The 26259-nt window shown below is 74.3% G+C and carries 28 protein-coding genes and 1 tRNA gene; 22 read left to right on the top strand and 7 right to left on the bottom strand.

Translation table 11 applies throughout. From position 1 onward, the window contains the following. Window positions 1-67 precede the first annotated feature (67 nt). The 17 genes from ftsY to MF605_RS01760 all read left to right on the top strand — a co-directional run bounded on the left by ftsY (window position 68) and on the right by MF605_RS01760 (window position 15133). Window positions 68-1276 (top strand): signal recognition particle-docking protein FtsY, encoded by a 1209-nt coding sequence (ftsY, locus tag MF605_RS01840; protein ID WP_208857718.1) that lies wholly within the window; start codon window positions 68-70, stop codon window positions 1274-1276. 194 nt (window positions 1277-1470) lie between these two features. Then, window positions 1471-2733, top strand: coding sequence for an ammonium transporter (locus tag MF605_RS01835; protein WP_060973686.1), 1263 nt, complete (start codon window positions 1471-1473; stop codon window positions 2731-2733). Between the two features lie 123 nt (window positions 2734-2856). Beyond that, window positions 2857-4443: a signal recognition particle protein gene (gene ffh / locus MF605_RS01830; RefSeq protein WP_134416669.1), complete on the top strand. Its 1587-nt coding sequence runs from the start codon at window positions 2857-2859 to the stop codon at window positions 4441-4443. Window positions 4444-4643: 200 nt separating this feature from the next. After that, entirely contained in the window at window positions 4644-5090 is a 447-nt protein-coding gene (gene rpsP, locus MF605_RS01825) for a 30S ribosomal protein S16 (RefSeq protein ID WP_020628324.1), read from the top strand. Between the two features lie 2 nt (window positions 5091-5092). Beyond that, the gene (locus MF605_RS01820) at window positions 5093-5332 is read left to right on the top strand and encodes an RNA-binding protein (protein WP_029248213.1); all 240 of its coding nucleotides are present in this window, start codon (window positions 5093-5095) and stop codon (window positions 5330-5332) included. Window positions 5333-5436: 104 nt separating this feature from the next. Further along, window positions 5437-6024 (top strand): ribosome maturation factor RimM, encoded by a 588-nt coding sequence (gene rimM / locus MF605_RS01815; protein WP_134416671.1) that lies wholly within the window; start codon window positions 5437-5439, stop codon window positions 6022-6024. A 3-nt stretch (window positions 6025-6027) separates the two neighbouring features. Continuing rightward, window positions 6028-6774 (top strand): tRNA (guanosine(37)-N1)-methyltransferase TrmD, encoded by a 747-nt coding sequence (gene trmD, locus MF605_RS01810; protein WP_134416673.1) that lies wholly within the window; start codon window positions 6028-6030, stop codon window positions 6772-6774. A 248-nt stretch (window positions 6775-7022) separates the two neighbouring features. After that, a complete protein-coding gene (gene rplS / locus MF605_RS01805; protein ID WP_002853821.1) occupies window positions 7023-7376 on the top strand; it encodes a 50S ribosomal protein L19 in 354 nt (117 codons plus the stop codon). A 36-nt stretch (window positions 7377-7412) separates the two neighbouring features. Next, entirely contained in the window at window positions 7413-8156 is a 744-nt protein-coding gene (lepB, locus tag MF605_RS01800; protein ID WP_134416675.1) for a signal peptidase I, read from the top strand. After that, complete coding sequence (lepB, locus tag MF605_RS01795; RefSeq protein ID WP_134416677.1) at window positions 8153-8752, top strand: signal peptidase I; 600 nt, start codon at window positions 8153-8155, stop codon at window positions 8750-8752. Before lepB (MF605_RS01800) ends, lepB (MF605_RS01795) begins: the two co-directional genes overlap by 4 nt. After that, window positions 8749-9501, top strand: a complete 753-nt coding sequence (locus MF605_RS01790) for a ribonuclease HII (protein ID WP_134416679.1) — start codon at window positions 8749-8751, stop codon at window positions 9499-9501. Before lepB (MF605_RS01795) ends, MF605_RS01790 begins: the two co-directional genes overlap by 4 nt. A 116-nt stretch (window positions 9502-9617) precedes the next feature. Next, complete coding sequence (locus tag MF605_RS01785) at window positions 9618-9941, top strand: DUF2469 domain-containing protein (protein WP_002853817.1); 324 nt, start codon at window positions 9618-9620, stop codon at window positions 9939-9941. Window positions 9942-10075: 134 nt separating this feature from the next. Then, entirely contained in the window at window positions 10076-10495 is a 420-nt protein-coding gene (locus tag MF605_RS01780) for a YraN family protein (RefSeq protein WP_012750829.1), read from the top strand. Then, window positions 10492-12096 carry a YifB family Mg chelatase-like AAA ATPase gene (locus tag MF605_RS01775; protein ID WP_036312821.1) on the top strand — a complete coding sequence of 535 codons (1605 nt, stop codon included), beginning with the start codon at window positions 10492-10494 and terminating at the stop codon, window positions 12094-12096. Before MF605_RS01780 ends, MF605_RS01775 begins: the two co-directional genes overlap by 4 nt. Continuing rightward, on the top strand, window positions 12093-13361 hold the full coding sequence (locus MF605_RS01770; RefSeq protein ID WP_036312818.1) for a DNA-processing protein DprA: 1269 nt from the start codon (window positions 12093-12095) through the stop codon (window positions 13359-13361). Before MF605_RS01775 ends, MF605_RS01770 begins: the two co-directional genes overlap by 4 nt. Before the next feature lie 57 nt (window positions 13362-13418). Continuing rightward, entirely contained in the window at window positions 13419-14459 is a 1041-nt protein-coding gene (locus tag MF605_RS01765; RefSeq protein ID WP_060974133.1) for a tyrosine recombinase XerC, read from the top strand. Window positions 14460-14629: 170 nt separating this feature from the next. After that, window positions 14630-15133, top strand: a complete 504-nt coding sequence (locus tag MF605_RS01760) for a DUF3145 domain-containing protein (RefSeq protein WP_060974028.1) — start codon at window positions 14630-14632, stop codon at window positions 15131-15133. Between the two features lie 34 nt (window positions 15134-15167). On the opposite strand, the gene fabF is transcribed toward MF605_RS01760, so the two are convergent. The 6 genes from fabF to aceE form a co-directional block, all read right to left on the bottom strand. Beyond that, window positions 15168-16412, bottom strand: a complete 1245-nt coding sequence (fabF, locus tag MF605_RS01755; RefSeq protein WP_095353759.1) for a beta-ketoacyl-ACP synthase II — start codon at window positions 16410-16412, stop codon at window positions 15168-15170. Window positions 16413-16588: 176 nt separating this feature from the next. After that, complete coding sequence (locus MF605_RS01750; RefSeq protein WP_010078906.1) at window positions 16589-16834, bottom strand: acyl carrier protein; 246 nt, start codon at window positions 16832-16834, stop codon at window positions 16589-16591. Window positions 16835-16895: 61 nt separating this feature from the next. Continuing rightward, the gene (locus MF605_RS01745; RefSeq protein WP_134416681.1) at window positions 16896-17948 is read right to left on the bottom strand and encodes a beta-ketoacyl-ACP synthase III; all 1053 of its coding nucleotides are present in this window, start codon (window positions 17946-17948) and stop codon (window positions 16896-16898) included. 32 nt (window positions 17949-17980) lie between these two features. Next, a complete protein-coding gene (locus MF605_RS01740) occupies window positions 17981-18904 on the bottom strand; it encodes an ACP S-malonyltransferase (RefSeq protein ID WP_134416683.1) in 924 nt (307 codons plus the stop codon). 107 nt (window positions 18905-19011) lie between these two features. Continuing rightward, a complete protein-coding gene (locus MF605_RS01735; RefSeq protein WP_095353762.1) occupies window positions 19012-20214 on the bottom strand; it encodes a PucR family transcriptional regulator in 1203 nt (400 codons plus the stop codon). 124 nt (window positions 20215-20338) lie between these two features. Continuing rightward, on the bottom strand, window positions 20339-23089 hold the full coding sequence (gene aceE, locus MF605_RS01730) for a pyruvate dehydrogenase (acetyl-transferring), homodimeric type (protein WP_134416685.1): 2751 nt from the start codon (window positions 23087-23089) through the stop codon (window positions 20339-20341). 254 nt (window positions 23090-23343) lie between these two features. On the opposite strand from aceE, the gene MF605_RS01725 reads away from it, so the two are divergent. From MF605_RS01725 to MF605_RS01705, 5 genes are all read left to right on the top strand, one after another. Continuing rightward, window positions 23344-23775: a DUF3052 domain-containing protein gene (locus MF605_RS01725; protein WP_036340159.1), complete on the top strand. Its 432-nt coding sequence runs from the start codon at window positions 23344-23346 to the stop codon at window positions 23773-23775. Next, on the top strand, window positions 23768-24274 hold the full coding sequence (locus tag MF605_RS01720) for a redoxin domain-containing protein (protein WP_036312792.1): 507 nt from the start codon (window positions 23768-23770) through the stop codon (window positions 24272-24274). Before MF605_RS01725 ends, MF605_RS01720 begins: the two co-directional genes overlap by 8 nt. 15 nt (window positions 24275-24289) lie before the next feature. Then, window positions 24290-24363, top strand: a tRNA-Val gene (locus tag MF605_RS01715). Window positions 24364-24449: 86 nt separating this feature from the next. Continuing rightward, window positions 24450-25277: an AzlC family ABC transporter permease gene (locus MF605_RS01710; protein WP_231866374.1), complete on the top strand. Its 828-nt coding sequence runs from the start codon at window positions 24450-24452 to the stop codon at window positions 25275-25277. Beyond that, window positions 25274-25618 (top strand): AzlD domain-containing protein, encoded by a 345-nt coding sequence (locus MF605_RS01705; protein ID WP_036312787.1) that lies wholly within the window; start codon window positions 25274-25276, stop codon window positions 25616-25618. The genes MF605_RS01710 and MF605_RS01705 overlap by 4 nt, the downstream gene beginning before the upstream one ends. Here the strand turns inward: MF605_RS01705 and MF605_RS01700 are convergent. Then, window positions 25605-26189: a hypothetical protein gene (locus MF605_RS01700; RefSeq protein ID WP_063190369.1), complete on the bottom strand. Its 585-nt coding sequence runs from the start codon at window positions 26187-26189 to the stop codon at window positions 25605-25607. The two genes, MF605_RS01705 and MF605_RS01700, sit on opposite strands and share 14 nt — an antisense overlap. Window positions 26190-26259: the final 70 nt, after the last annotated feature.

The raw sequence follows: 26259 nt of genomic DNA, 5'->3' as shown, positions 1-26259 counted from the left end.
GCCATCCTCGCACGGCGCCGGGTGTGCAGCCCGGGGCGGGCGACGGCCCGTGTGACAGACTGGGCCCGTGGAAATCGTGCTCATAGTCTCAGTCGTGGCCGCCCTGCTGCTGGGCGGCGTGCTCGTCGGCCTGCTGGACCGGCGCCCCGCCCCGCCGAAGGGCTCGTACCAGGGAGTGCGGGACGCGGACGACCCGCGCCCGAGCCCGCGGCACGCGGCCCCGTCGGGCTCCACCGCCGTCCTGGAGCGCCCCGAGGTCGACGAGGCGCCGGCCGTCGTCGCCGAGCCGGAGCCCGCCGTCGTCGAGGAGGTGGAGACCGCCCCGGCGAAGCCCGAGTACGAGCGGCCCGAGGCCGCCGGCTCGCGCCTGGCCCGCCTGCGGGCCCGCCTGCTCAAGTCCAACAACGTCTTCGGCAAGGGCCTGCTGGCGCTGCTGTCCCAGGACCGCATCGACGACGACGTGTGGGACGAGATCGAGGAGACGCTGCTGATGGCGGACCTCGGCACCGAGCCCACCATGGAGCTCGTGGACCGCCTCAAGGCCCGCGTCACGGTCGAGGGCACGCGTGACCCCGAGCAGGTGCGCTCGCTGCTGCGCGAGGAGCTCGTGGCGATGGTGGATCCCTCGATGGATCGCCGTCTCGCCGCGACCCGCAGGGGCGACCGCCCCGCCGTGACCATGGTCGTGGGCGTCAACGGCGTCGGCAAGACCACCACCGTGGGCAAGCTGGCCCGTGTGCTCGTGGCGGAGGACCGCACCGTCGTGCTCGGCGCCGCGGACACCTTCCGCGCCGCCGCCGCCGAGCAGCTCGCCACGTGGGGTGCCCGCGTGGGCGTCGAGACCGTCCGCTCCGAGAAGGAGGGCGCCGACCCGGCGTCCGTCGCCTTCGAGGCCGTGGAGCACGGCATCGCCGAGGGCGTCGACGTCGTGCTCGTGGACACCGCGGGCCGTCTGCAGAACAAGGCCAACCTCATGGACGAGCTCGGCAAGATCAAGCGCGTCATCGAGAAGCAGGCCGAGGTGGACGAGGTCCTGCTCGTCCTCGACGCCACCACCGGCCAGAACGGCCTGACCCAGGCGAAGGTGTTCGCCGAGGTCGTGGACGTCACCGGCATCGTGCTGACCAAGCTGGACGGCACTGCCAAGGGCGGCATCGTGATCGCCATCCAGCGCCAGCTCGGCGTGCCCGTCAAGCTGATCGGCCTCGGCGAGGGCCCCGATGACCTCGCGCCGTTCACCGCCGAGGGCTTCGTGGACGCGCTGCTGGCCGACTGACGTCCCGCACCCGGTCCAGGGCCCCTCCCGACGACGTCGGGAGGGGCCCTGTCCTGTCACGGAGACGTCATCGACGTGTGGCGTGGCCCACTTCTCCGGTATCGTCCCTCCATCGGCCCCGATCGGGGCCGGGCAGCGACGCCGCGGGACGGGCGTTCGCCCCCGGCTCGCGGCCCGGACCGAAGGAGACCCCCATGGAGGAGTCGAACGTCCTGGACGCAGGGACAGTGTGGATGGTGACGAGCGCGGCGATGGTCCTGCTCATGACACCCGGACTGGCCATCTTCTACGGCGGCATGACCCGCGCGAAGTCCTCGCTCAACATGATCATGATGTCCTTCGTCTCGATGGGCCTCGTCGGCGTCGTCTGGGTCCTGTGGGTCCACGGGATGACCGGCGGCGACGGGTGGGCCGGGGTGGTGGGGAACCCCGCCGGTGACCTCGGGCTGACCGGCACGATGGCCGAGGGCGGGCTCGTCGCCGCAGCCTACGGCGCCACCTTCGCGATCATCGCGGTCGCCCTCATCTCCGGCGCGGTGGCTGACCGGTTCAAGTTCGTCACGTGGTGCGTCTTCGTGCCCGTCTGGACCACCGTCGTCTACGCGCCGCTGGCCTACATGGTGTGGGGCGGCGGGCTCCTCTCCGCGGACGGCGCCATCGGCGCCCGCCTGGGGGAGGCCCTCGACTTCGCCGGCGGGCTCGTGGTGCACATCAGCGCCGGCGTGGCCGCCCTCGTGCTCGCGCTGCTGCTGGGCAAGCGCCACGGCTTCGGCGTGGACCCCGGCCACCGGCCGCACAACGTCCCGTTCACCATGCTCGGCGCGGCCCTGCTGTGGTTCGGCTGGTTCGGGTTCAACGGGGGCGCGGCGGGCGGCGTCGACGAGCTCGGACTGATCTGGGTGGACACCCTCGCCGCCGGCGCCGCCGGCATGCTCGGCTGGGTGTTCGTGGAGTGGCTGCGCCGCGGTCGGCCGACCTCGATCGGCACCGCCTCCGGGATCGTCTCGGGCCTGGTCGCCATCACGCCCGCGTGCGCCTATGTGAGCCCCCTGGGGGCCGTGGTGATCGGCCTGGTCTCCGGTGCGGCCAGCGCGCTCGCGGTCAACCTCAAGTACCGCCTCGGCTTCGACGATTCGCTCGACGTCGTCGGCGTGCACCTCACCGCCGGCATCCTGGGCACCGTGCTGATCGGCTTCTTCGCCCTGCCGGACGAGGGCCGGGCGGGCCTGTTCTACGGCGGGGACGCCGGTCTCCTGGTGGCCCAGACGGTGGCCGTGCTCGTCGCCGTGGTCTTCACCGCCGTGGTGACCACGGCCATCGCCCTCGTCCTGCGCGGGACCATGGGCCTGCGGGTGAGCAAGGAGGACGAGGAGCGGGGCGTCGATCTGACCCTGCACGACGAGTCGGCCTACGACGTCGGCTTCGGCGGGGTGCCCGTCCCCGCCGAGGCGCGGTGAGCCGCCGCGGACGGGTGAGGCCGGTCGGTTGCTAGGCTTGGCGGGCGCCGCGGTGGATGCCGCGGCGCCCGCGACCGACCGCGTCCGGATCAGTCGACCCCGCTTCGAAGGATCACACCCGCCGTGTTCAACTCCCTGTCCGACCGCCTCACAGCCACCTTCCGCAGCCTCAAGGGCAAGGGGCGGCTGAGCGAGGCGGACATCGACGCCACCGCACGCGAGATCCGCCGCGCCCTCCTGGACGCCGACGTCGCCGTGCCCGTGGTCCGCCAGTTCATCGCGCAGATCAAGGAGCGCGCCCTCGGAGCCGAGGTGGCCCAGGCCCTGAACCCGGGCCAGCAGGTCGTGAAGATCGTCAACGAGGAGCTCGTGGGCATCCTCGGCGGCGAGACCCGGCGCATCCAGCACGCCAAGACGGGCACCACCGTCATCATGCTCGTGGGCCTGCAGGGCGCCGGCAAGACGACCCTCGCCGGCAAGCTCGCCCACCTGCTCAAGTCCCAGGGCCACACCCCGCTGCTCGTGGCCTGCGACCTCCAGCGCCCGAACGCCGTGAAGCAGCTGCAGGTCGGCGGCGAGCGCGCCGGCGTCCCGGTCTACGCGCCGCACCCCGGCGTCTCCTCCGAGTTCGAGGCCGCCACCGGCGACCCGGTGCAGGTGGCCCGCGACGGCGTCGCCGAGGCCAACACGAAGTACCACGACGTGGTCATCATCGACACCGCCGGCCGCCTCGGCGTGGACGCCGAGCTCATGCAGCAGGCCGCGGACATCCGCGCCGCCGTGGACCCGGACGAGGTGCTCTTCGTCATCGACGCGATGATCGGCCAGGACGCCGTGGCCACGGCCCAGGCGTTCAACGAGGGCGTCGGCTTCACCGGCGTCGTGCTCACCAAGCTCGACGGCGACGCGCGCGGCGGCGCCGCCCTGTCCGTCCGCCACGTGACCGGCAAGCCGATCATGTTCGCCTCCACGGGCGAGGGCCTGAAGGACTTCGAGGTCTTCCACCCGGACCGCATGGCCTCGCGCATCCTCGACATGGGCGACGTGCTCTCCCTGATCGAGCAGGCCGAGCAGAACTGGGACCGCAGCGAGGCCGAGAAGATGGCCCGCAAGTTCGCGGACCAGGAGGACTTCACCCTCGACGACTTCCTCACCCAGATGCAGCAGCTCAAGAAGATGGGCTCGCTGAAGAAGATGCTCATGATGATGCCGGGCGCCCAGGGCATGCGGCAGCAGCTCGAGCAGTTCGACGAGTCGTCGATCGGCCGCGTCGAGGCGATCATCCACTCGATGACCCCGCACGAGCGCGTGGCCCCCAAGATCATCAACGGCTCGCGCCGTGCCCGCATCGCCCGCGGCTCGGGTGTGAGCGTGTCCGAGGTCAACGGCCTGCTCGAGCGCTTCGCCGAGGCGCAGAAGATGATGAAGCGCATGGCCGCCGGCGGTGGCATCCCCGGCATGCCCGGTATGCCGGGCGGCGCCTCCCGCAAGGCGAAGGGCAAGGGCAAGAACGCCAAGCGCGATCGCGTGAAGTCCGGCAACCCCGCCAAGGCCGCGGCCGAGCGCAAGGCGATCGAGGAGCGGCGCGCCCGCGCCGCCCAGGCACAGGCCGGGGCCGTGTTCGGCCGCGACGGCGCGGGGACGGACGGCTTCGACCCGTCCACCCTCAACCTGCCGGCGGGCTTCGAGAAGTACCTCAAGGACCGCTGAGTCGCCCGCTGCCCGGTCGCGGCGCGCCGGGTGTGCACCGGCCCGCCCGATCTGGCACAATGACACGGTACTGAGCGTGAGCCCGGACGACCCTCTATCCTCCGCTGCGCTCCGTTCCGTGTGCCAGGTCGTCGACGCCCGCTGCCCCCACGCGGCGTCGTGCCCCGGCCCCCCAGATCCACTGAAGGAGAACCACACTCGTGGCTGTCAAGATTCGTCTGAAGCGGTTCGGCAAGATCCGCGCCCCGTTCTACCGCGTCGTCGTCATGGACTCGCGCACCCGCCGCGATGGCCGTGCCATCGAGGAGATCGGCAAGTACCACCCCACCGAGGAGCCCTCGTTCATCGAGATCGACTCGGAGCGCGCCCAGTACTGGCTCTCCGTCGGCGCCCAGCCGACCGAGCAGGTCGCCGCGCTGCTGAAGGTCACCGGTGACTGGCAGAAGTTCAAGGGCGAGTCGGGCGCCGAGGGCACCCTGAAGTCCAAGTCCGAGAAGGAGGCCTTCGTGGCCCCCGAGAAGGGCTCGGTCATCCTGCCGGAGGAGCCGAAGCAGGAGGAGGCCCCGGCCGAGTCCGAGCAGGCCGCCGAGGCTCCGGCCGAGGAGGCCGCTGAGGCTCCGGCCGAGGACGCCGAGAAGTCCGAGTGACCATGCTGACCGAGGCCCTCGAGCACCTGGTGCGCGGCATCGTGGACACGCCCGAGGCGGTCCGCGTGGACGCCCGCTCCCAGCGGCGCGGCGACATGCTGGAGGTCCGCGTGGCCCCCGAGGACCTGGGTCGCGTGATCGGCCGCCAGGGTCGCACCGCCACCGCGCTGCGCACCGTGCTGGACGGCCTGGCCGGCCACCCCGTCCGCGTGGACGTGGTGGAGACCGACCGCCGCTCCTGACGGCCCGTGACGCACGGCCCGCCCGCCCCTCACCGGGCCGGCGGGCCGTCGTCGTCTGCGGCCCCGCCCCCTCCCGCCACCGACCGTCCCACCCAGGAGAGCCCATGAGTCCCGCAGCCCAGGACGACCTCGTCCGCGTCGCCCGCATCGGCAAGCCGCACGGCATCCGCGGCGAGGTGACCGTGCAGGTCTTCACCGACGACCCGGACGCCCGCTTCGCCCCCGGCGAGCGACTCGTGGTGCGCGACGGCGCCCCGGGCCTGCCGGCGGAGCTCACCGTCACCCGGGCCCGGTGGAACAAGCAGATCCTCGTGGTCGGCTTCGCGGAGTCGCCGGACCGCAACGTCGCCGAGACCCTGCGCGGCGCCCAGCTGTTCGCCGTTCCCGCCGCGCCCGAGGAGTCCGACGAGTGGTACGAGGAGGACCTCGTGGACCTCGAGGTGCGGGTCGACGGCGAGCGCGTCGGCGTCGTCACGGCCCTGACCACCGGGGCGGTCCAGGATCTGCTGCACGTCGCGTTGGACGGCGTCGAGGAGGAGGCCCTGGTGCCCTTCGTCGAGGAGATCGTCCCGGAGATCGACCCCGAGGCCGGCGTGCTCGTGCTGACCCCGCCGCCGGGGCTGCTCGAGCTCGCCACCGGCGAGGACGAGGGCGCCGCAGACGGGCCCACCGATGCGGATGCGGAGGACTGAGCGGTGCGCTTCGACGTCGTCACGATCTTCCCCGAGTACCTCGCGGTCCTCGACGTCTCGCTGCTGGGCCGTGCCCGCCGCGAGGGCCTCGTGGACGTGCACGTCCACGACCTGCGCGACTTCACCTTCGACCGGCACCGCACCGTGGACGACACGCCCTACGGCGGCGGCGCCGGCATGGTGATGAAACCGGAGCCGTGGGCGCTCGCGCTCGAGCACGTGGCGGCCCAAGGGCCCGTGTCACCGGCCCCCGCCGAGTCGTCGTCGGCGGAGCCGGGGGACCGCCCCGTGCTGCTCGTGCCGACGCCCTCGGGGGAGCGCTTCACCCAGCGGTTCGCCCGGGAACTGGCGGGCCGGGAGCACGTGGCGATCGCGTGCGGCCGCTACGAGGGGATCGACGAGCGCGTCTTCGGCTGGGCCGAGGAGCTCTTCGAGGTGCGGCTGGTCTCGCTGGGCGACTACGTGCTCAACGGCGGCGAGGTCGCGGCGCTGGCGATGATCGAGGCCGTCGGCCGCCTCGTGCCGGGCGTCGTGGGCAACCCGGCCTCGCTCGTCGAGGAGTCCCACGAGGACGGCCTGCTGGAGTACCCGGTCTACACCAAGCCCGCGGACTGGCGGGGCCGTGCGGTGCCGCCCGTGCTGCTCTCGGGCGACCACGGCAAGGTCGCGGCCTGGCGTCGGGCCCAGCAGGAGGAGCGCACGCGCGAGCGGCGTCCGGACCTGTGGGCGGCATTCGACTCCGAGGACTGACCCGCCGCGCCCGACGGGCTGGAGGGGCGTCGCGACGTCATCGGCTGTGGCATAATGGGTCCTCGTGTCCGCCGGACGCCCGACCTGCCACAGGGGGCGCGCGTCAACGGATCGGACCCCGGGACCGCACCCCACGTGCGGAGCCCGGCCCTCGGCTCGGGACCCGGCCCCCTCGTCATGCGGACGTGGACGGGCCGTGCGCCCGCATACCACGCGGTTGACCTGTGGCATCCGCCAGGAGAGACGACATGCACATCCTCGACTCGTTCGACAAGAAGACGCTGCGCGACGACATCCCGGAGTTCGCCCCCGGCGACACCGTCAAGGTGCACGTGAACATCATCGAGGGCAAGACCGCCCGCGTCCAGGTGTTCCAGGGCTACGTCATGGGCCGTCAGGGCTACGGCGTGCGCGAGACCTTCCGCGTCCGCAAGGTGTCCTTCGGCATCGGCGTGGAGCGCGTGTTCCCGGTGCACTCCCCGGTCATCGACAAGATCGAGGTCGTCACCAAGGGCGACGTGCGCCGCGCGAAGCTGTACTACATGCGCGACCGCCACGGCAAGGCCGCCCGCATCCGCGAGAAGCGCGCCGACGCCAAGTGATCACCCCGGTCGGCCCCGCCGACCGGTGATCGACCCATGCGCACCTCGGAGCCCCGTGACCCCCGCCGGTCACGGGGCTCCGTCGCGTCCGGGGCCGGCTCCTCCTCGAGCACGACGACGGCCCACGCCGCCGGCGCGAGCCGCTGGTGGGCGTGGCTCGGCCTGACCGTGGTGGCCGCCGTCGTGGTGGCCGCGGTGCTGCGGGCCCTCACCGGCCCCGTCTACCTCATCCCCTCCGGGTCGATGGAGCCGACCCTGCAGCCCGGCGACCGCGTGCGGGTGGACGCCGCCGCGGCCGGTGGCCAGGGCCTGCACCACGGCGACGTGGTGGTGTTCGACGGCGCCGGCAGCCTGGCGCCGTACCGTTCGGCCGGATCGCTCGAGCGCGGCCTCGAGGACGTCGCCCGGTGGTGGGGTGTCGGCGCGGCCGAGGACGTGTTCGTCAAGCGCGTGCTGGCCCTGCCGGGGGACCGCCTCGAGTGCTGCGCCCCGGACGGTCGGCTGCTGCGCAACGGCGAGCCGCTGGACGAGCCGTATCTCGGCAGGCCCGTGACCGCGGACGACCCGGCCGCGGCGGGGACCTGGTCCTTCGAGGTGCCCGAGGGGCGCATGGTGGTCCTGGGCGACCACCGCGCCGCCTCCCGGGACTCCCGCGCACTGCTGGGCGCCCCCGGCGGCGGGCTGATCCCGCTCGAGCGGGTCGAGGGCCGCGCCGCGGAGATCGTGTGGCCCCTGTCCCGCCGCGGGACCGTGGACGTCCCCTCCGGGGACACGCCGTGACGGGGCGCCGCACCGCGCTGATCGCGGCCGCCGTGACCGTGCTCGCCTGCGTGCTCGCGTGGGCGTTCCTGGCACGCATGTACGCCATCCCGTCCTCGTCCATGGAGCCCGGGCTGCAGGCCGGCGACCGCGTGGTCGCCACGCTGCTCACCCCGGATCCGTTCCCGGTGCGCCGCGGTGACGTGGTGGTGTTCGAGGACACGAAGGGCTGGCTGCCCGGGGGCGGTCACGTGATCAAGCGGGCCGTCGGGCTGCCGGGGGACACGGTCTCCTGGACGCCCGGCGAGGAGACGCTGCGCGTGAACGGGGCGCCCGTGGAGGAGCCGTACCTCGCGCCGGGGGAGACGCCCGCGCAGGAGGCGTTCGAGGTGACCGTCCCCGCGGGGCGGCTGTGGGTGCTCGGCGACCATCGCTCGGCGTCGGCCGACTCCCGCGCGCACCGCGCCGGGCCCGGGGGCGGGTTCGTGGCACTCGACGACGTGGTGGGCCGCGCCCGGCTCGTGGTCTGGCCCCTGGACCGGATCGGCGGCGCCGGCGCCGACCCCGACGCGTTCGCCGCCGTGCCGGACGCGCCCGCGCCGGAGGCCCGCACGTGACCGCGAGCCGGGGCGGCGGCCGGCCGACGGTGCGCGCCGGCCTGGACGTCGAGGCGGGACTGGCCGCGCCGGTCCTCGCCGCGCGGGGAGTGGACCGGGTGCTCGTGGCGGGCATGGACGAGGTGGGCCGGGGCGCACTGGCCGGGCCCGTCGTCGTCGGGGTGTGCGCCGCGTGGCTGCCCGCCGCGGGGCAGATCCCTCCGGTGCGCGACTCCAAGGCACTCACGGACCGACGCCGGCGCGCCCTGGTCCCGCAGATCGAGGACTGGGCGGCCGGGGTGGCGCTGGGCGAGGCCGGCCCCGCGGAGATCGACGCGCTCGGGATCTCGGCGGCCCTCGGCCTCGCCGGGCGCCGGGCCTGGACGGCGCTGTGCGCCGCGGTGGGGCAGGAGCCGGCCGCCCTCGTGCTCGACGGCCGGGACGACTGGCTGAGCCGCTCCGATCCCGACGCCGGCCCCGTGCCCGCGCCGCGCCCGGTGCCGCCCGTGCCCACGATGCTGGTGCGGGCCGAGGACCGGTGCGCGACGGTGGCGGCCGCGTCGATCGCCGCGAAGGTGGCCCGCGACGACGTCATGATCGCCCTCGACGCGGCGCACCCGGGGTACGGATGGGCCGGGAACAAGGGGTACGGCTCAGCCGCGCACCGGGCCGCCCTGGCCGAGCGCGGGGCGAGCGAGCAGCACCGGCGCAGCTGGAACCTCGGGCTGCCGGGCGCGCCCGCGCAGGCGCCGCCCACGCTGTTCGACTGAGCCCCCGGGGCCGGGCGAGGCCGCCCGTTCGACGTGCGACCCCCGGACGGGGGAGGATGGAGGCCGTGCGTGCCCGGACTGTCGCGGGTGCGCGGCGAACACTGAGGAGGCATGTCATGAGCGCAGACGACGTCGAGGACTTCGAGGCCGAGGCCGAGCTGCTGCTCTACCGCGAATACCGGGACGTGGTGGGCCTGTTCCGCTACGTCGTGGAGACCGAGCGGCGCTTCTACCTCGCCAACGACGTGCGGCTGACGCCCCGCCAGGCGGACGGGGACGTGTTCTTCGAGATCCTGCTCGAGGACGCCTGGGTGTGGGACGTGTACCGCACGCAGCGGTTCATCAAGCGCGTGAAGGTGCTGACCTTCAAGGACGTGAACATCGAGGAGCTGCCCACCGAGGACCTGACGGTCCCGCCGGACGGCCAGCTGCCGAGCTGACCCACCCCTGAGCGGTCCAGAGGACGGGACGCAGACGTCCACTCCTGCACAGGCGTCCGGCCCCGCACAATCCCCGCCGCCGCCCACCCCGCGGCCTCGCCCGGGACCACCCTGGTGCCCAGGAGGTGGTCGGGATGACGGGGACCGCGGAACGGATCGGGGCGCAGCCGCCCGGAGAGAGGCGCGCCAGCCGCGCGCACACGGCGCTGGGCCGGTTCGGTGAGGACGCCGCCGCGCGCTGGCTCGCCGAGCGCGGCTACGTGATCGCCGACCGCAACTGGCGGGGCGAGGCCGGAGAGCTGGACATCGTGGCCCACCACGCCGGCTGGTGGGTGGGCGTCGAGGTGAAGACCCGCTCGGGCCTGGCCTTCGGCGACCCGTTCGAGTCGATCGACCGGCGCAAGCTCACCCGGCTGCACCGCCTCACCGCGGCGTGGGTGCGGGCCCACGCCGCGGACCGCCGGGGCACGCCCTGGCGCGTCGACGCCGTCGCCGTGCTGGTGCCGCGCACGGGAGGGATCCGCTTCGACCTGCTGCAGGACGTGCGGCCGTGAGCGGCATCGGACGCACCCGCTCCATCACGCTGGCGGGTCTGCGCGGGGAGGTCGTGCACGTCGAGGCGGACATCGCCCAGTCCCTGCCCGGGTTCACCCTCCTCGGCCTGCCGGACCAGGCGCTGCAGGAGAGCCGGGACCGCATCCGCTCCGCCGCGCGCAACGCCGGACTGCCCCTGACCCGGCGGCACCTGACCGTGAACCTGCTGCCGGCGGGGGTGCACAAGCGGGGTGCGTGCCACGACCTGGCGATCGTCCTGGCGGCCTACGCCGCGGACGGGCGGGTGCGGAACGTCGAGGGGCCCGTGTTCCTGGCCGAGCTCGGCCTCGACGGCGCCCTGCACCGCTCGCCGGAGACCGTGGCGATGGTGATGGCCGCCGTCGACGCGGGGTGCTCCGAGGTGGTCGTCGCCGAGGATGCGGAGGCCGAGGCCCGACTGGTCCCCGGCGCCGAGGTCCGCGGCTTCGCCCATCTGCACGACGTCATCCGCGCCTTCGGCGGGGAACCGGACGGAGAGCCGCCCCACCGCCCGGCCCGACGGCAGGTGACAGCCCCGGAACCGGAGCCGGCCCGTGCGGTGCCCGACCTCGCCGAGGTCGCCGGACAGGCCGAGGCCCGGTTCGCGCTCGAGGTCGCCGCTGCCGGCGCCCACCACCTGCTGCTCATGGGCGCCCCGGGGGCGGGCAAGACCATGCTCGCCGAGCGCCTGCCCGGAATCCTGCCTCCCCTGGACCGGCGCACCGCGCTCGAGTGCGCCGCCCTGCGCTCCCTCCGCGGCGGCGACGCCCGTGTCCGGCGCAGGGGCGGGACGGCCCAGGGGTTCGACGGTGACATCGACCGGACCCCGCCGTTCGAGGCACCCCACCACTCGGCGTCCCGCTCGGCCCTCGTGGGCGGCGGCAGCGGCCTCGCCCGGCCGGGAGCGGCCTCCCTCGCCCACGGCGGCGTGCTGTTCCTGGACGAGGCCCCCGAGTTCGAACGGCGCACCCTCGAGGCGCTGCGCCAGCCCCTCGAGTCCGGGGAGGTGCTGCTGCACCGGGCCCTCGGCGCCGTCGTCTACCCGGCCCGGTTCCAGCTGGTGCTGGCCGCCAACCCCTGCCCGTGCGGCAAGGGCGGCGGCACGGGCGTCGAATGCCGGTGCAGCGTGCCCGAACGCCGGCGCTACGCCCAGCGGCTCTCCGGGCCGCTGCTGGATCGCGTCGACCTGCAGGTCACCGTACGGCCCGTCGACGCGCGGCAGCTCACGGGGGCGCCCGCCTCCGAGACCACGTCGCAGGTGGCCGCCCGGGTCGCCGCGGCCGCCGACCGGCAGGCTCGGCGCTGGGCCGCCGCCGCCGAGCGCGGGCTCGTCCCGTCCGGGCTGCGCCGCAACGCGCACGTCCCCGCCGGGGTGCTGCGGCACGGCCCGTACGCCGTGCCCCGGGCGGCCCGCCGGCCCGCGGACGACGCCGTCGACCAGGGCCTGCTGAGCGCGCGCGGCCACGCCCGCGTCCTGCGCCTCGCCTGGACCCTGGCAGACCTGCGCGGCGCCGAACGGCCCGCACCCGAGGACACCGACGTGGCACTCACGCTGCGCCACCAGAACGAGGAGGACGCATGACCACCTACGTCACCCCGGCGGCAGACCACGTCGCCGGGCCGCGCCGGCCGGACGCCGCCCGGCTCGCCCGCGCCGCCCTGACCCGGCTGGTCGAGCCCGGGGACGCGCTCGCGGTGCAGACCGTCACGGCGCTGGGGCCGGAGCGGGCGCTCGCCCTGCTCACGGGCCGGGAGACGATCCAGCCCGCCGAGCGCGATCTGCTCGCCGATCGCGCCGGCGCGCCCGACACGCTGCCCCGGCGCTGGGCCGCGGGGCTGGCCCGCTGGGCGCCCCGGGCCGCCCGGCTGGAGCCGGAGCGTGACCTCGTGACTCTGCACCGGCTCGGGGGAGGCCTGCTGATCCCCGAGGACGACGCCTGGCCCGCCGCCCTGGCGGACCTGGGCGAGGAGGCGCCCCTGGGCCTGTGGTTCCGCGGCTCCGGAACGCTGCCTCCCGCGGACCGGATGCTCGCCGTCGTCGGCAGCCGGGAGGCGACCGCGTACGGACGGACCGTGACCGCCCGCTGCGCCGCCCACGCCGTCCAGCAGGGCGCGTGCGTGATCTCCGGCGGTGCGTACGGCATCGACGGCGCCGCCCACCGGGCCGCGCTGCAGGCGCCCGCCGCACCGGAAGACGCGGCGGATCGCGACGGCGTCCCGCCCACGGTGGCGGTGCTGGCCGGCGGCCTCGACCGGTTCTACCCGGCCGGCCACGAGGACCTGCTTCGCGCGGTGATGGCCGCCGGGCTGCTCGTGTCCGAGATGCCGCCCGGTGCGAGTCCCACGCGGTACCGGTTCCTGCAGCGCAACCGGGTCATCGCCGCGCTCGCGGGGGCCGTGCTGGTGGTCGAGGCGCGCTGGCGGTCGGGAGCGCAGAACACGGCGGGCCACGCGTTCGGCCTCGGCCGCGAGGTGGGCGTGGTCCCCGGCCCCGTGACCTCGCCCAGCTCCGCCGGTTGCCACCGTCTGCTGCAGGAGAGCCCCGCCCGTCTCGTGACCACCGAGCAGGAGGCCCTCGCCCTGCTCGGCCAGGGGCCCGCCCGGAGCGGCGGCGCGGGCGGGAGCACCTCCACCCGGGCAGCTCCCGAGTCCGCCGCGCGGCCCACCGACGGGCTCACGATGGAGGAGGCCCTCGTCCACGAGGCGCTGCCCCTGCGCCAGGCGGTGCCCGTCGACCGGATCACCGTCAGCGCCGGGCTCGCGCTGCCCACCGTCCTGGCGTGCCTGTCCCGGCTGCAGCGGGCGGGCCTGGCCGAACGGGTCGAGGACCGGTGGCGGCGGGGATGACCTCCGGCCGCGTGCTCCCGGGCGGCGCCGCCCTGGGGCGGATGGCAGAGTGGGGGGATGACCCCGTCGTCCTCCGTCCGTCCCGTCCCGGTCCCGCGCGCCCCCTCGCCCCGGGACACGGCCTGGCTCGAGGCGTTCGAGGAGCACCTGCGCCACGAGCGGAACCGCAGCCCCCAGACCGTGCGCGCGTACCTCGCCGATCTGCGCGCCCTCATCGACCACGTCGCCGGCACAGCCGGCACCGCGGCGGCGCCCGCCGTGGATGACGACGCCCCCGCTCGCCACGTGCCCAGCGCACCGGACGTCCTCGCCGAGCTGGACATCGAGGACCTGCGTGGCTGGTTGGCGGCCATGAGCGGGGCCGGCCTCGCCCGCGCGACCCTGGCCCGCCGGGTGGCCGCCGTCCGCACCTTCACGGCCTGGCTGCGCCGGGAGGGCCTGCGCTCGGACGACCCCGCCCTGCGGCTGCGCTCGCCCCGACCCGAGGGGACGCTGCCCCACGTGCTCCAGGAGCAGCAGGCGACCCGGCTCCTCGCGGCTGCCCAGGAGCGTGTGGACGCCGCCGCCGCGGGCGACGACCCTGCCGCCCACGCGCTGGCCCTGCGGGACGCCGCCCTGCTCGAGCTGCTCTACGCCACCGGCGCCCGGGTGGCCGAACTCTCCGCCCTGGACGTGGACGACCTCGAGGCCGGCCGCGGCGTCGTCCGGCTGACCGGCAAGGGAGACCGGCAGCGCACCGTCCCCTACGGCGCACCCGCGGGCCGCGCCCTCCAGGCGTGGCAGCGGCTCGGTCGCCCCCGCCTGGCCCGGCCGGACTCCGGCCCCGCCCTCTTCCTCGGCGCGCGCGGCGGCCGGCTGGGGGTGCGCCAGGCGCGCACCGTCGTCGACCGGGCGCTCGAGGGCCTGGGGGACACCGCGGCCCGCGGGCCGCACGCGCTGCGCCACACGGCCGCGACCCACCTCCTCGACGGCGGCGCCGACCTGCGCAGCGTGCAGGAGCTGCTGGGCCATGCATCCCTGCGCACCACGCAGGTCTACACGCACGTCTCGATCGATCGCCTCCGCGAGGGCTACCGGCAGGCCCACCCACGCGCCTGACGCTGCCCCGGAGCGCCCCCGGCCCCTCCCCTGCGCCACCGCGACACGCAGGGCGCCGCGCCGCCTCGTTGCCGGCCCAGCATCCCTGGTGCACAATGGCCCCAGGATCCACCGGAGCCGCGACGTGGTCGTAGGGGAAGACGCACCGCATCGCACCCTCGGAGGCATCCATGATCAGCACCCATACCCGCGGCGTGGTCCACATCCTCTCCGCCCCCACCGCCCTCTGCCCCCACGTGGAGTGGGCGCTGAGCTCCGTGCTCGGCCCCGCGACCTCGGTGGAGTGGGAGGGTCAGCCGGTCGCGCCCGGCCAGCACCGCGCCGAGGTGCACTGGACGGCGCCCGCCGGCACCGGCGCGCGTCTGGCCTCCGCCCTGCGTGGCTGGCCGCACCTGCGCTTCGAGATCACGGAGGAGCCGTCCGCCGGGGTCGACGGCTCGCGCTGGTCCCACACCCCGGACCTCGGCATCTTCCACGCCACCACGGATGTCTCCGGCAACATCATGGTCTCCGAGGACCGCATCCGGTACGCCTACGAGGCCGGCGCGGGCGACCCCAGCGTGCTGATGCACGAACTCTCCCTCGCGCTCGGCGAGGCCTGGGATGATGAGCTCGAGCCGTTCCGGCTGGCCGCCGCCCACGCCAACGTGCGCTGGCTGCACCGCGCCGTCTGAGCCTTCGTCCGGCCGACGCGGGCGGCGCTCCGGCTCAGACGCTGCGGAACACGGCCACCGCGTTGTGGCCGCCGAAGCCGAACGAGTTCTTCACGGCCACGCGCGGCCCCTCGGGCAGGCGGGCGGGGGAGCCGGTGACCACGTTCAGCGGGATCTCCGGGTCCTGGTGGTCCAGGTTGATGGTCACGGGCGCCTGGCCGTGGTGCACGGCGAGCACGGACAGGATCGACTCGATCGCGCCCGAGGCGCCCAGCAGGTGGCCGGTCTGGGACTTCGTGGCCGAGACCTGCACCTGGTCCAGGTGGTCGCCGAACACGGCCCGCATGGCCAGGTACTCCGGGGCGTCGCCCTTGGGCGTGGAGGTCGCGTGGGCGTTCACGTGGCACACGTCCTCGGGGGCGATGTCGGCCGACCTCAGGGCGGCGCGCATCGCACGGGTCGCGCCCAGGCCCTCGGGCTCGGGCGCGGTGATGTGGTGGGAGTCGGAGCTGACGCCCGCGCCGGCCAGCTCGGCGTACACGCGGGCGCCGCGGGCCTTCGCGTGCTCCTCCGACTCGATCACCATGACGCCGGCGCCCTCACCGAGGACGAAGCCGTCGCGGTCCACGTCGTAGGGGCGGGACGCGGCCTGCGGGTCGTCGTTGCGCTTGGACAGCGCCTGCATCGCGGCGAACGCGGCCATCGGCAGCGGGTGCACGGCGGCCTCGGCGGCGCCGCAGATCACGACGTCGGCCTGGCCGGAGCGGACGAGCAGCAGCGCGGTCTCGAGCGCCTCGGTGCCGGCGGCGCACGCGGACACCACGGTGCGGGCGCCGGCGCGGGCGCCGAACTCGAGGGAGAGCGCGCCGGCGGCGCCGTTGGGCATGAGCATCGGGACGGTCATGGGCAGCACGCGGCGCGGGCCGCGCTCGCGCAGGGTGTCCCAGCCGTCCAGGAGGGTCCACACGCCGCCGATGCCGGTGCCGAAGGCCACGGCGAGCCGGTCCCCGTCGACCTCCGCGCCCTCGAGGCCGGCGTCCTTCCAGGCCTCGCGCGCGGCGACGGTCGCCATCTGGGTGGCCGGGTCCTGGCGCTTCTGCTCCACCTTGGACAGGACCTCTGAGGTGGGCACGGCCAGCTCGGCCGCGAAGGTGACCGGCAGCTCGTACTTCTCCACCCAGTCGTGCTCCATGGTGCGCGCACCGGAGACGCCCTGCAGGGCGTGGGACCAGAAGGTGGGCACGTCGCCGCCGATGGGCGTGGTGGCGCCGAGGCCGGTGATCACTGCGGTGCGGGTCATGGGTCTGCTGCCTCTGGGTCTCGAGTGGGGATCGGGCGGAGGGGTGTCGTCGGCACGACGCGCGGCGCTCGCCGGGGTGCCGGAAGTCGAGGGTGTCGGGGGCCGGGGGCGCTCACGCGCCCCCGGCGCTCACCGAGGGGACGGGGCGGGCCGGGCCCGCCGCCGTCGTGGGCCGATCAGGCCTGGGCGCCGTCGATGAAGTCGACGGCGTCCTGGACGGTCTTGAGGTTCTTGACCTCCTCGTCCGGGATCTTCACGCCGAACTTGTCCTCGGCGTTGACCACGATGGTCATCATCGAGATCGAGTCGATGTCCAGATCGTCCGTGAAGGACTTCTCCGGCTGCACCTCGGCGGTGTCGAGGCCGGTCTCCTCGTTCACGATCTCGGCGAGGCCGGCGAGGATCTCTTCCTTGGAAGCCATGGGGCGTCTCCTTCGGTAGGGGTGTGGGGTGTACGTGGACAGTGAATCAGACGGCGCCGCCTCAGGGGAGGCGGACCACCTGGGCGCCGTAGACCAGCCCGGCGCCGAAGCCGATCTGCAGGGCCAGGCCGCCGGAGAGCTCGGGGTTCTCCTCCAGCAGACGGTGCATGGCCAGCGGGATGGACGCGGCCGACGTGTTGCCGGCGTCCGCGATGTCCCGGGCCACGACGACGGACTCCGGCAGCTTCAGCTGCTTGGCGAACTCGTCGATGATCCGCATGTTGGCCTGGTGCGGGATGAACGCGGCGAGGTCCCCGGGCTCCACGCCCGCGGCGTCGAGGGCCTCGCGGGCCACCTTCGCCATCGACCACACGGCCCAGCGGAAGACGGAGGGCCCGTCCTGGCGCAGCGTGGGCCAGAGCATCCCCTCCGCGCCGGTGATCGCCGAGGCGTCACCCGTGGTGCGGGCGTGCTCCACGGCATCGCGCAGCTCCAGCTGCGAGTGCGTCATGGAGATCGTGGACCAGCGCTCCCCGTCCGAACCCCACACCGAGGGGGAGATGCCCGGCTCGTCCGAGGCCGACACGATCACGGCACCCGCGCCGTCGCCCAGGAGGAAGGAGATGGAGCGGTCCGTGGGATCCACGACGTCGGAGAGGCGCTCGACGCCGACCACGAGCACGTGCCGCGCGGTGCCGGAGCGCACGAGCGCGTCGGCCTGCGCCACACCGTAGCAGTAGCCGGCGCACGCGGCGGAGACGTCGTAGGCGGGCGCCGGGACGGCCCCGATCTCGTGCGCCACGAGGGCCGCGGCCGAGGGGGTGGCGTGCGGGAAGGTGACGGTCGAGACGATCACGGCGTCCAGGTCCGAGCCCTGCAGGCCGGCCCGCTCGAGGGCCTCCCGGGCGGCGCCCACGGCCATGACGGGCACGGTCTCCTCCGCCGTGGCGCGCTGGCGCGTGACGATGCCGGTGCGCTGGCGGATCCACTCGTCCGACGAGTCGATGGGGCCGACGAGGTCCTCGTTGGGGACCAGGTTCGCCGGGCGGTAGGCGCCCACGGCCACGATGCGGCTGGCCGCGGGGCGCTCGTGCTGCTTCAGGGTGACGGTCATGGTGCCTCTCTCTGCCGAGCGGTGCGCGGGGTTCAGGCCGAGTGCTCGGCCAGGAACGCCCGCGCGGCGTCCAGGTCCTCGGGGGTCTTCACGGCGAGCTGCGCGGTGCCCTTGAGACCGCGCTTGGCCAGTCCGGTCAGTGTGCCACCGGGCAGCAGCTCCAGGACGCCCGTGACCTGCCGCGCGGCCATGGCCGCCATGCACAGGTCCCAGCGGACCGGGCGGGTGACCTGGTCCACGATCCGGGCGAGCACGTCCGTGCCGGACTCGACGGCCTCGCCGTCTCGGTTGGACAGCAGGGGCAGGCGCGGGTCCGAGGGGGAGAGGTCGGCGACGTGGGCCGCGAGGTCGTCCACGGCGGGGCGCATGTGCTCCGTGTGGAACGCGCCGGCCACCTTGAGCGGGATCACGCGGGCGCGGGCGGGGGCGGACTCGGCGAGCGCGCCGAGGGCCTCCGCGGTGCCGGCGGCGACGATCTGGCCGGCGCCGTTGACATTGGCGGGCGTCAGGCCCGCCGCGTCGATGGCCGCGAGGACCTCGTCCTGGTCTCCGCCCACGACGGCGGCCATGCCCGTGGGCGTGGCCGCGGCGGCCCGGGCCATGCCGGTGGCGCGCACGCGCACCAGCGAGAGGGCCTCAGCGGGCGACAGCACGCCGGTGACGGCGGCCGCGGTGATCTCGCCCACGGAGTGGCCCGCCACGACGGTCGACTCCGGTGCGGCGGCGTCCGCTTCGAGGGCCGCGGCGGCCACCAGGCCGGCCGCCACGATCAGCGGCTGGGCGACGGCGGTGTCCTTGATGGTCTCCTCGTCCGACTCGGTGCCGTGGCGGATCAGGTCCACGCCCGCGGCGTCGGAGAGGGACGCGAGCAGGTCGCGGGTCCCGTCCAGCTCGAGCCAGGGGGCGAGGAAGCCGGGCGTCTGGGACCCCTGTCCGGGGCACACGATGGCAAGCATTCCTCCATCGTGTCAGGATCGGCCGCCATCCCGGGCAGATCGCGCCACGAAGCACGGCGAGTCGGTTTGGAGGGTTTCTACAAGTGGGGGGTGTGTGCCGCCCCGGCTCAGTCCGACCCTGCCCCGGTCGTCGGCCGCGCCCCCGCGAGCCGGCCCAGGGTGATCGCGGTCTGCAGGACGTACGCGTCGCGGGGGACCAGCGGGTCCCAGCCGGTCACCTCGGCCACCCGCTTGAGGCGGTACCGCACCGTGTTCGCGTGGACGAACAGCTCGCGGGCCGTGCCCTCGAGCGAGTGGCCCAGCGCGCCGTATGCGTCCACGGTCTCCAGCAGGGAGGTGCCGGCGTCGGCCAGGGGCGTGAACACCCCGTCCACGAGGGCCTCCCGGGCCGTGGGGTCGCCCAGCAGCGCCCGCTCGGGCAGCAGGTCCTCCGCCGGGGTGGGCCGGCTCGCCCGGGGGTGGGCGGCCGCCGCGCTGAGCCCGGCGAGGGTGTGCCGCGCCGAGACGTGCACCGAGACCAGCGAGTCCACGACGGGTCCAACGATCACCGGTCCCGGCGCGAACCAGGGCGCGAGCGCCTCGCCCACCGCCCGCGCGTCCCGCACCGAGCCGACCACGAGGACGAGCCGTTCGGACTGCACGCCCACGAGCAGGTCGCAGTCGAGCCTCGCCGCGGCCCGCCGCAGGTCCGGGATGAACGCGGGCTTGTCCTGCCCCGGGGCGAGACCCGCCATGACCATCACGTCGTGGTCCCCACGCCAGCCCAGCGCCGTGGCCCGATGCCGGATCTCGTCCGGGTCCTGCCCGCGCAGCACCGCGTCCAGCAGGACCGACTCGAGCCGCGAGTCCATCGCGCCGCGCATCTCCGCGGCCCGGGCGTACACGTCTGCGAGCGCGAACGCGACCTCGCGCGAGTAGTGGAGGATGTGCTCGCGGACGGGCGCCTGGTCGCGCTCGGCCAGCAGCTCCGGCACCCGCGTCTCGACGACGTCCACCATCGTCCGGATGAGCTGGAGGGCCCGCTGCAGCGAGATCGCCCGGGTGAGATCGGTGGGCGCGGGCCCGAAGACGTCCTGCAGGACGTGGCCCGTGGAGGTGGGCCGCTCGAACCACGTGAGGAAGCCCTGCAGGGCGCGCTGGGCCACGAGCCCGAGGGCGCTGCGCTCGTCCGGGGTGAGTCGGCGGTACCAGGGCAGGGTGGCGTCCAGCCGCTGCAGCACCGCCGTGTTCAGTGCCCCCAGGTGGCTCCGGAGGCGGGCCAGCCCGTCGGTGCTCACGGGGCGAGGGGCGGCGGGGCGGGGCTCGGGCATGCGCTTCATCCTAGGCGCGTGTTGTGGGGTTCCTACAGCGACGACGCCGGCCGCCCGCCTCCGTGGCGGAGGCGGGCGGCCGGCTTCGGGACGGGAGGGCGTCGGCCTCCCCGCGGCATGCGGGTCAGGCGTCGCCACCCGCGATGCCGGTGGTGCCGGCGTTGACGTCGTCCAGGCGGTACTTCTCGTGCGCCTTCGCGGCCGTGCCCCGCTCGACCTCGCCCTCCTCCTCGAGGAGCTGCAGCGCGCGGACCACCATCGAGTGGGTGTCGATGAGGAAGTACCGACGGGCGGCGGCGCGGGTGTCCGCGAAGCCGAACTCGTCGGCGCCGAGCGCCGAGAAGCGGTTCGGCACGAACGGGCGGATCTGGTTCGTCCACGAGGTGGAGTAGTCCGAGGTGGCCACGATCGGGCCCTCGGCCCCCTGCAGCGCCTGCGTCACGTAGGGCACGCGCGGGGTGGCGGACGGGTCCTTCAGTGCGTCCTTCTCCGCCGCGACGGCGTCGCGGTACAGCTCGTTGTAGGAGGTCACCGACCACACGGAGGCGTTCACGCCCCACTCCTCGGAGAGGATCCGCTGGGCGTCGAGCGCCCACGGCACGGAGACGCCGGAGCCCAGGAGCTGGACCTTCGGGCCGTCGCCCTGGCCCTCGGAGAGACGGTAGATGCCCTTGAGCAGGCCCTCCACGTCGAGGCCCTCGGGCTCCTCGATGTGGGTGATCGGCTCGTTGTACACCGTGAGGTAGTAGATGACGTTGCGGACGTCGTCCCCGCGGTCGTGGTCGCCGTACATGTCCTCCAGGCCCTGGCGCACGATGTGGGCGATCTCGTACGAGTACGCCGGGTCGTAGTGCTTCACGGCCGGGTTCGTGGACGCCAGGACGGGGGAGTGACCGTCCATGTGCTGCGTGCCCTCGCCGGCGAGGGTGGTGCGCCCGGCGGTGGCGCCGATCATGAAGCCGCGCGCGAGCTGGTCGCCTGCGGCCCAGATGTTGTCCGCGGTCCGCTGGAAGCCGAACATCGAGTAGAAGATGTACACCGGGATCATCGGCTCGCCGTGCGTGGAGTACGCCGTGCCGATCGCGTTGAACGCCGCGGTGGCGCCGTCCTCGTTGATGCCGACGTGGTAGATCTTCCCCTGCGGGGACTCCTTGTAGGACAGGAACAGGTCCCGGTCCACGGACAGGTAGTTCTGGCCCTTGGGGTTGTAGATCTTCGCGGTCGGGAAGAACGAGTCCATGCCGAAGGTGCGGGCCTCGTCCGGGATGATCGGCACGAAGCGCGGTCCCATGTTCTTGTCCCGCATCAGGTCCTTGAGCAGGCGCACGAACGCCATGGTCGTGGCGGCCTGCTGCTTGCCCGATCCCTTGCGGGCCTGCTTGTACGCGGACTCCGGGGGCAGCGGGATCGCGTGGTAGTCGCTGCGCCGCTCCGGCACGAAGCCGCCCAGCTCCTTGCGCCGCTCCATCATGTACTTGATCTCCGGGGCGTCGGCGCCCGGGTGGTAGTACGGGATGTTGTACGGGTCCTTCTCGATCTGCTCGTCCGAGATCGGGATGCGGTGGCGGTCCCGGAACACCTTGAGGTCGTCCACCGTCAGCTTCTTCATCTGGTGCGTGGCGTTGCGGCCCTCGAAGGACTTGCCCAGGCCGTAGCCCTTGATGGTGTGGGCCAGGATCACGGTGGGCTGGCCCTTGTGCTCCATGGCGGCCTTGTAGGCGGCGTAGACCTTCTTGTAGTCGTGGCCGCCGCGCTTGAGGCCCCAGATCTCGTCGTCGGTCATGTCCGCCACCATCTCCTTGGTGACGGAGGACCGGCCGAAGAAGTGGTCGCGCACGAAGCCGCCGGACTCGGCCTTGTAGGTCTGGTAGTCGCCGTCGAGCGTCTCGTTCATGATGCGCACGAGCTCGCCCTCGTCGTCGGCCTCGAGCAGCGGATCCCACTCGCGGCCCCACAGGACCTTGATGACGTTCCAGCCGGCGCCCCGGAAGTAGGACTCCAGCTCCTGGACGATCTTGCCGTTGCCGCGCACCGGCCCGTCGAGACGCTGCAGGTTGCAGTTGATCACGAAGGTGAGGTTGTCGAGCTTGTCGTTGGCCGCGACGTGCAGCTGACCGCGCGACTCGGGCTCGTCCATCTCGCCGTCGCCGAGGAAGGCCCACACGTGCTGGTCGGAGGTGTCCTTGATGCCGTTGTTGTGCAGGTACCGGTTGGTCTGCGCCTGGAAGATGGCGTTCATCGGCCCCAGGCCCATGGACACGGTGGGGTACTGCCAGAAGTGCGGCATCATCCGCGGGTGCGGGTAGGAGGGCAGGGCGTGGCCCTGGCGGGACTTCTCCTGGCGGAAGCCGTCGAGGTCCTGCTCGGTCAGGCGGCCCTCGAGGAACGCGCGGGCGTAGTTGCCCGGCGAGGAGTGGCCCTGGAAGAAGATGTGGTCGCCGCCGCCCGGGTGGTCCTGGCCGCGGAAGAAGTGGTTCAGGCCCACCTCGTAGAGGGTCGCCTGGCCCGCGTAGGAGGAGATGTGGCCGCCGACGCCGACGGCGTCGCGCTGGGCGCGCTGCACGAGGGCCATGGCGTTCCACCGCAGGTAGTTGCGGTAGCGGCGCTCGAGCTCCTCGTCGCCCGGGTACTCCGGCTCCTGGTCCGCCGGGATCGTGTTCACGTAGTCCGTGGTGGTCACGTAGGGCAGGGCGACGGACTGGGCGCTCGCGCGCTGCATGAGGGAGCGCATGATGTACTGCGCCCGCTCCGTGCCGCGCTCCTCGATGAGTCCGTCGAGGGACTCGATCCACTCCGACGTCTCCTGGGGATCCTTGTCCGGGAGCTGGTCGGTCAGACCGCTGCGGATCTGCGAGCTCTCTTCGGCTGCGCTCACGGTGCCTCCTGGTTCTCGTGCGGAGGGGTGCTCCGCGGTGGGCTGCGGGCAGACGATCCGGTCCGGGCCCGCGACGCCGAGCCGGGCGCGTCGCCCGGAGAGTGCGTCTGTTCCTCCCCAGAGTAGACCGGAGCCGCCGCGTCCGCCCGGCCGGAGGCCCCGGAACGGCGGCGTCCACGGCGTATGGTGGTCATCATCACCCGCTCGACGGCGCGGGCCGCAGTGCCCGCCACCATCAAGGAGGACCGGACACTATGCAGGCTGGGTCGACGCCGACCTCGACGGACAGCGCCCTGCTGGCGGAGCTCGCCCTCTCGAGGGGCGACCTGGTGCAGGAGTGGGGGTACGACGACGACGTCGACGTCACCTTCCGCGACGCGCTCGAGGACGCGCTCGGCGAGGAGCTGCTGACCGAGGACGACCAGGAGCCGGCGGACGCGGTCCTCTTCTGGTGGCGCGCGGACGACGGCGACGTCATGGATCTCGCGGACGCCCTCGTGGACGCCCAGCGCTCCCTCGATGCCGGCCCCGTCTGGATCATGACCCCCCGCAAGGGGCGCCCCGGCCACGTCAGCCCGGCGGACGTCGCCGAGGCCGCCTCCACCGCGGGCCTGCACGCCACCACCGGGGCCGGTGCCTCCGAGGACTGGGCCGCTCAGAAGCTCGTCCAGAAGCGCGGTGGCTGAGCCCCCGTCCGGCGGGACGCGGGGCGCCGACGTCGTCCCCGCGCTGCGCGACGACCACGGCCAGACGTGGCCGTGGCCGCCGACGCGCGGGCCCCAGGACGCCGCCGGGCCGCGGGGCACGTGGCTCGTCTTCCTGCCCGGGGCGTTCACGCCGGTGTGCACGGACGAGCTCGGCTGGATCGGGGCGCTCGCCGAGGACGTGGCGGTCGACGATGTGGCTGTCCGCGTGGTCTCGTGTGATGCCGCCCCCGTGCTGCGCCGCGTCCGCGAGGAGCTGGCACTGCCGGAGCCGCTCACCCTGCTCTCCGATTTCTGGCCCCACGGCGCGGCCTGCCGTGCCCTCGACGTCTTCGACGTGGAGACCGGGCGGCCCCGCCGCGTCTCCGTGCTGCTCGACGCGGACGGGGTCGAGGCCGCGCGCGTGGTCGCCGCCCCGGGACAGGCACGCACCCGGAGCGAGCACGAGGCGGCGACGCGCGACCTGCTCGCGGACCGGTAGCCTGGACGGACACCGGCACCCGTAGCTCAGTCGGTCAGAGCATCTCGTTTACACCGAGAGGGTCGGGGGTTCGAGTCCCTCCGGGTGCACCGATCGCGGGGCCGTGACATGGCGTGACACCCCGCCCCGTCATGTCGCTGGCCCGCCGAGCGCGTGTGAGACCATGCTCACCATCATGAGCTCCTCGACAGAGTCCTTGCGCGCCCCCGTTACGCCCTCGCGGTGGGCCGAGGTGCGCTCCGGCGTCGCCGTGACGCTGGGCGCCGGCCTCGGCCTGTTCCCGCTGGGCATGGCCTTCGGGATGCTCGTGGTCCAGGCCGGGCTGCCCGCGTGGGTCGCACCCCTGTTCTCCGTGGTCGTGTTCGCCGGGTCCGTCGAGCTGCTGCTCGTCTCGCTGGTGGTGGCGGGCACCCCGCTGCTCACGATCGCCGTGACGGTGTTCCTGGTGAACTTCCGCCACGTGTTCTATGCGTTCAGCTTCCCGCTGCGCGTGGTCCGGGGGCGCTTCGCGCGGATCTACTCGATGGGCGCCCTGATCGACGAGGCCTACGCCATCGCCGCCGCCCGGCCTCGCGGCTGGACCGGCCCCCGACTGGTCGCCATGCAGGTCGCGCTGCATGCGTACTGGGTGCTCGGGGGCCTCGCCGGGGTGGCCGTGGCCTGGCTGCTGCCCGGACCGGTGGAGGGCCTGGAGTTCGCGCTCGTCGCCCTCTTCATCGTGCTCGCCATGGACGCCGCCCGCACGCGGGCCCAGCTGCCCCTCGTGCTGGCGGCCGCGGTCGCCGTCGGGGTGGCCCTGCTGCTGGCGCCGGCGCAGGTGCTCGTCGTCGCCTTCGCCCTCTACGCCGCGGTCCTGATCGCGTTCCACGTGCTCGCCGCACGCGGGACCGCCCTGCCGCTGCCCGAGCCCGTGCCCGTCACCGGACCGGTGCCCGTCGTCGCCGCGACGGGGGAGCGGGCCGGCACGGATGCCGAGCCCGGCGCCGGGGAGGACCCCCGATGACCGGCGCCGCGTACCTGGTGGCCGCGGCCGTCGTCGCGGGCCTCGTGACCTTCTGCCTGCGCGCGGTGCCGTTCGCCCTGCTGCAGCCGTTGCGGGAGTCCGTGCTCGCCGCGCGGCTGGCGGTGTGGATGCCCGCCGGCGTGCTGACCATCCTGGCCCTGGTGATGCTGCTCGACGCCGCGGCGCTGGCCCCCGGAGAGCCCGTGGACGGGACGCGGGTGGCCCACGCGCTGTTCGCGGCGGCGGTGACCGTCGTCGTGCATCTGCTGGCCGGGCGGCGGACCCTGGTCTCGATCGCCGCCGGCACGCTGGCCTACGTGCTGTTGGTCAACCTGGCCTGACCGGCGGCGGGGCGGGCTCGCCCAGGCGTTCGGCCCATGCGCGGCTCGCCGCGGCGAGGCGCCGGCCGTAGGCGGTGACCCCGTCGGACAGCGTCCCGGCGTTGTAGAGCGTCCCCGCCCGGGCGATCCCCTCCGCGGAGAGGTCGCCGCGCAGGTGACCGCGCAGGATCTCCAGCCCGAAGGCCAGGTTGTCCTCCGGCTCCCACAGGTGGAGACCGCGCTCCGCCGCCTGCGCGAAGTACGGCGGCCACGTGATCTGCGCGGGCCCCACGCCGTTGGACGTCTCCCCCTGCGCCACCCGGGCCACGAGCTCCTCATAGCGCTCCCGGGTCACGAGGACGTCCGTCCCGCGCGGGGCGCTGTGCACGCCGCCGGCGTCGTGCCCGAAGACGTTCCGGCCACCGGACTCGAGCTCGGCCAGGGCCGCCGCCACCGCGAGGGGAACGTCCGCCCGGCGTGCGGCGGCCACGATCGCCGCGGCGTTGTCGAGGTGTCGGCCGAGCGTCGCCGGCGGGTCGGAGGAGCGGTCGCGGGCGGAGCGGCGGGTGAGGAGGTCGCGGAGCAGGCCCATCGGCCCACCCTCCCGCATCCCGGGTTGAGTTGTCGCGGGTGACGGGCCCGCGCACCCGCGACAACTCAAC

This window comes from Micrococcus luteus, assembly GCF_022664405.1.
GTDB lineage: Bacteria > Actinomycetota > Actinomycetes > Actinomycetales > Micrococcaceae > Micrococcus > Micrococcus luteus.
This window is presented reverse-complemented; position numbering and strand designations above follow the sequence as displayed.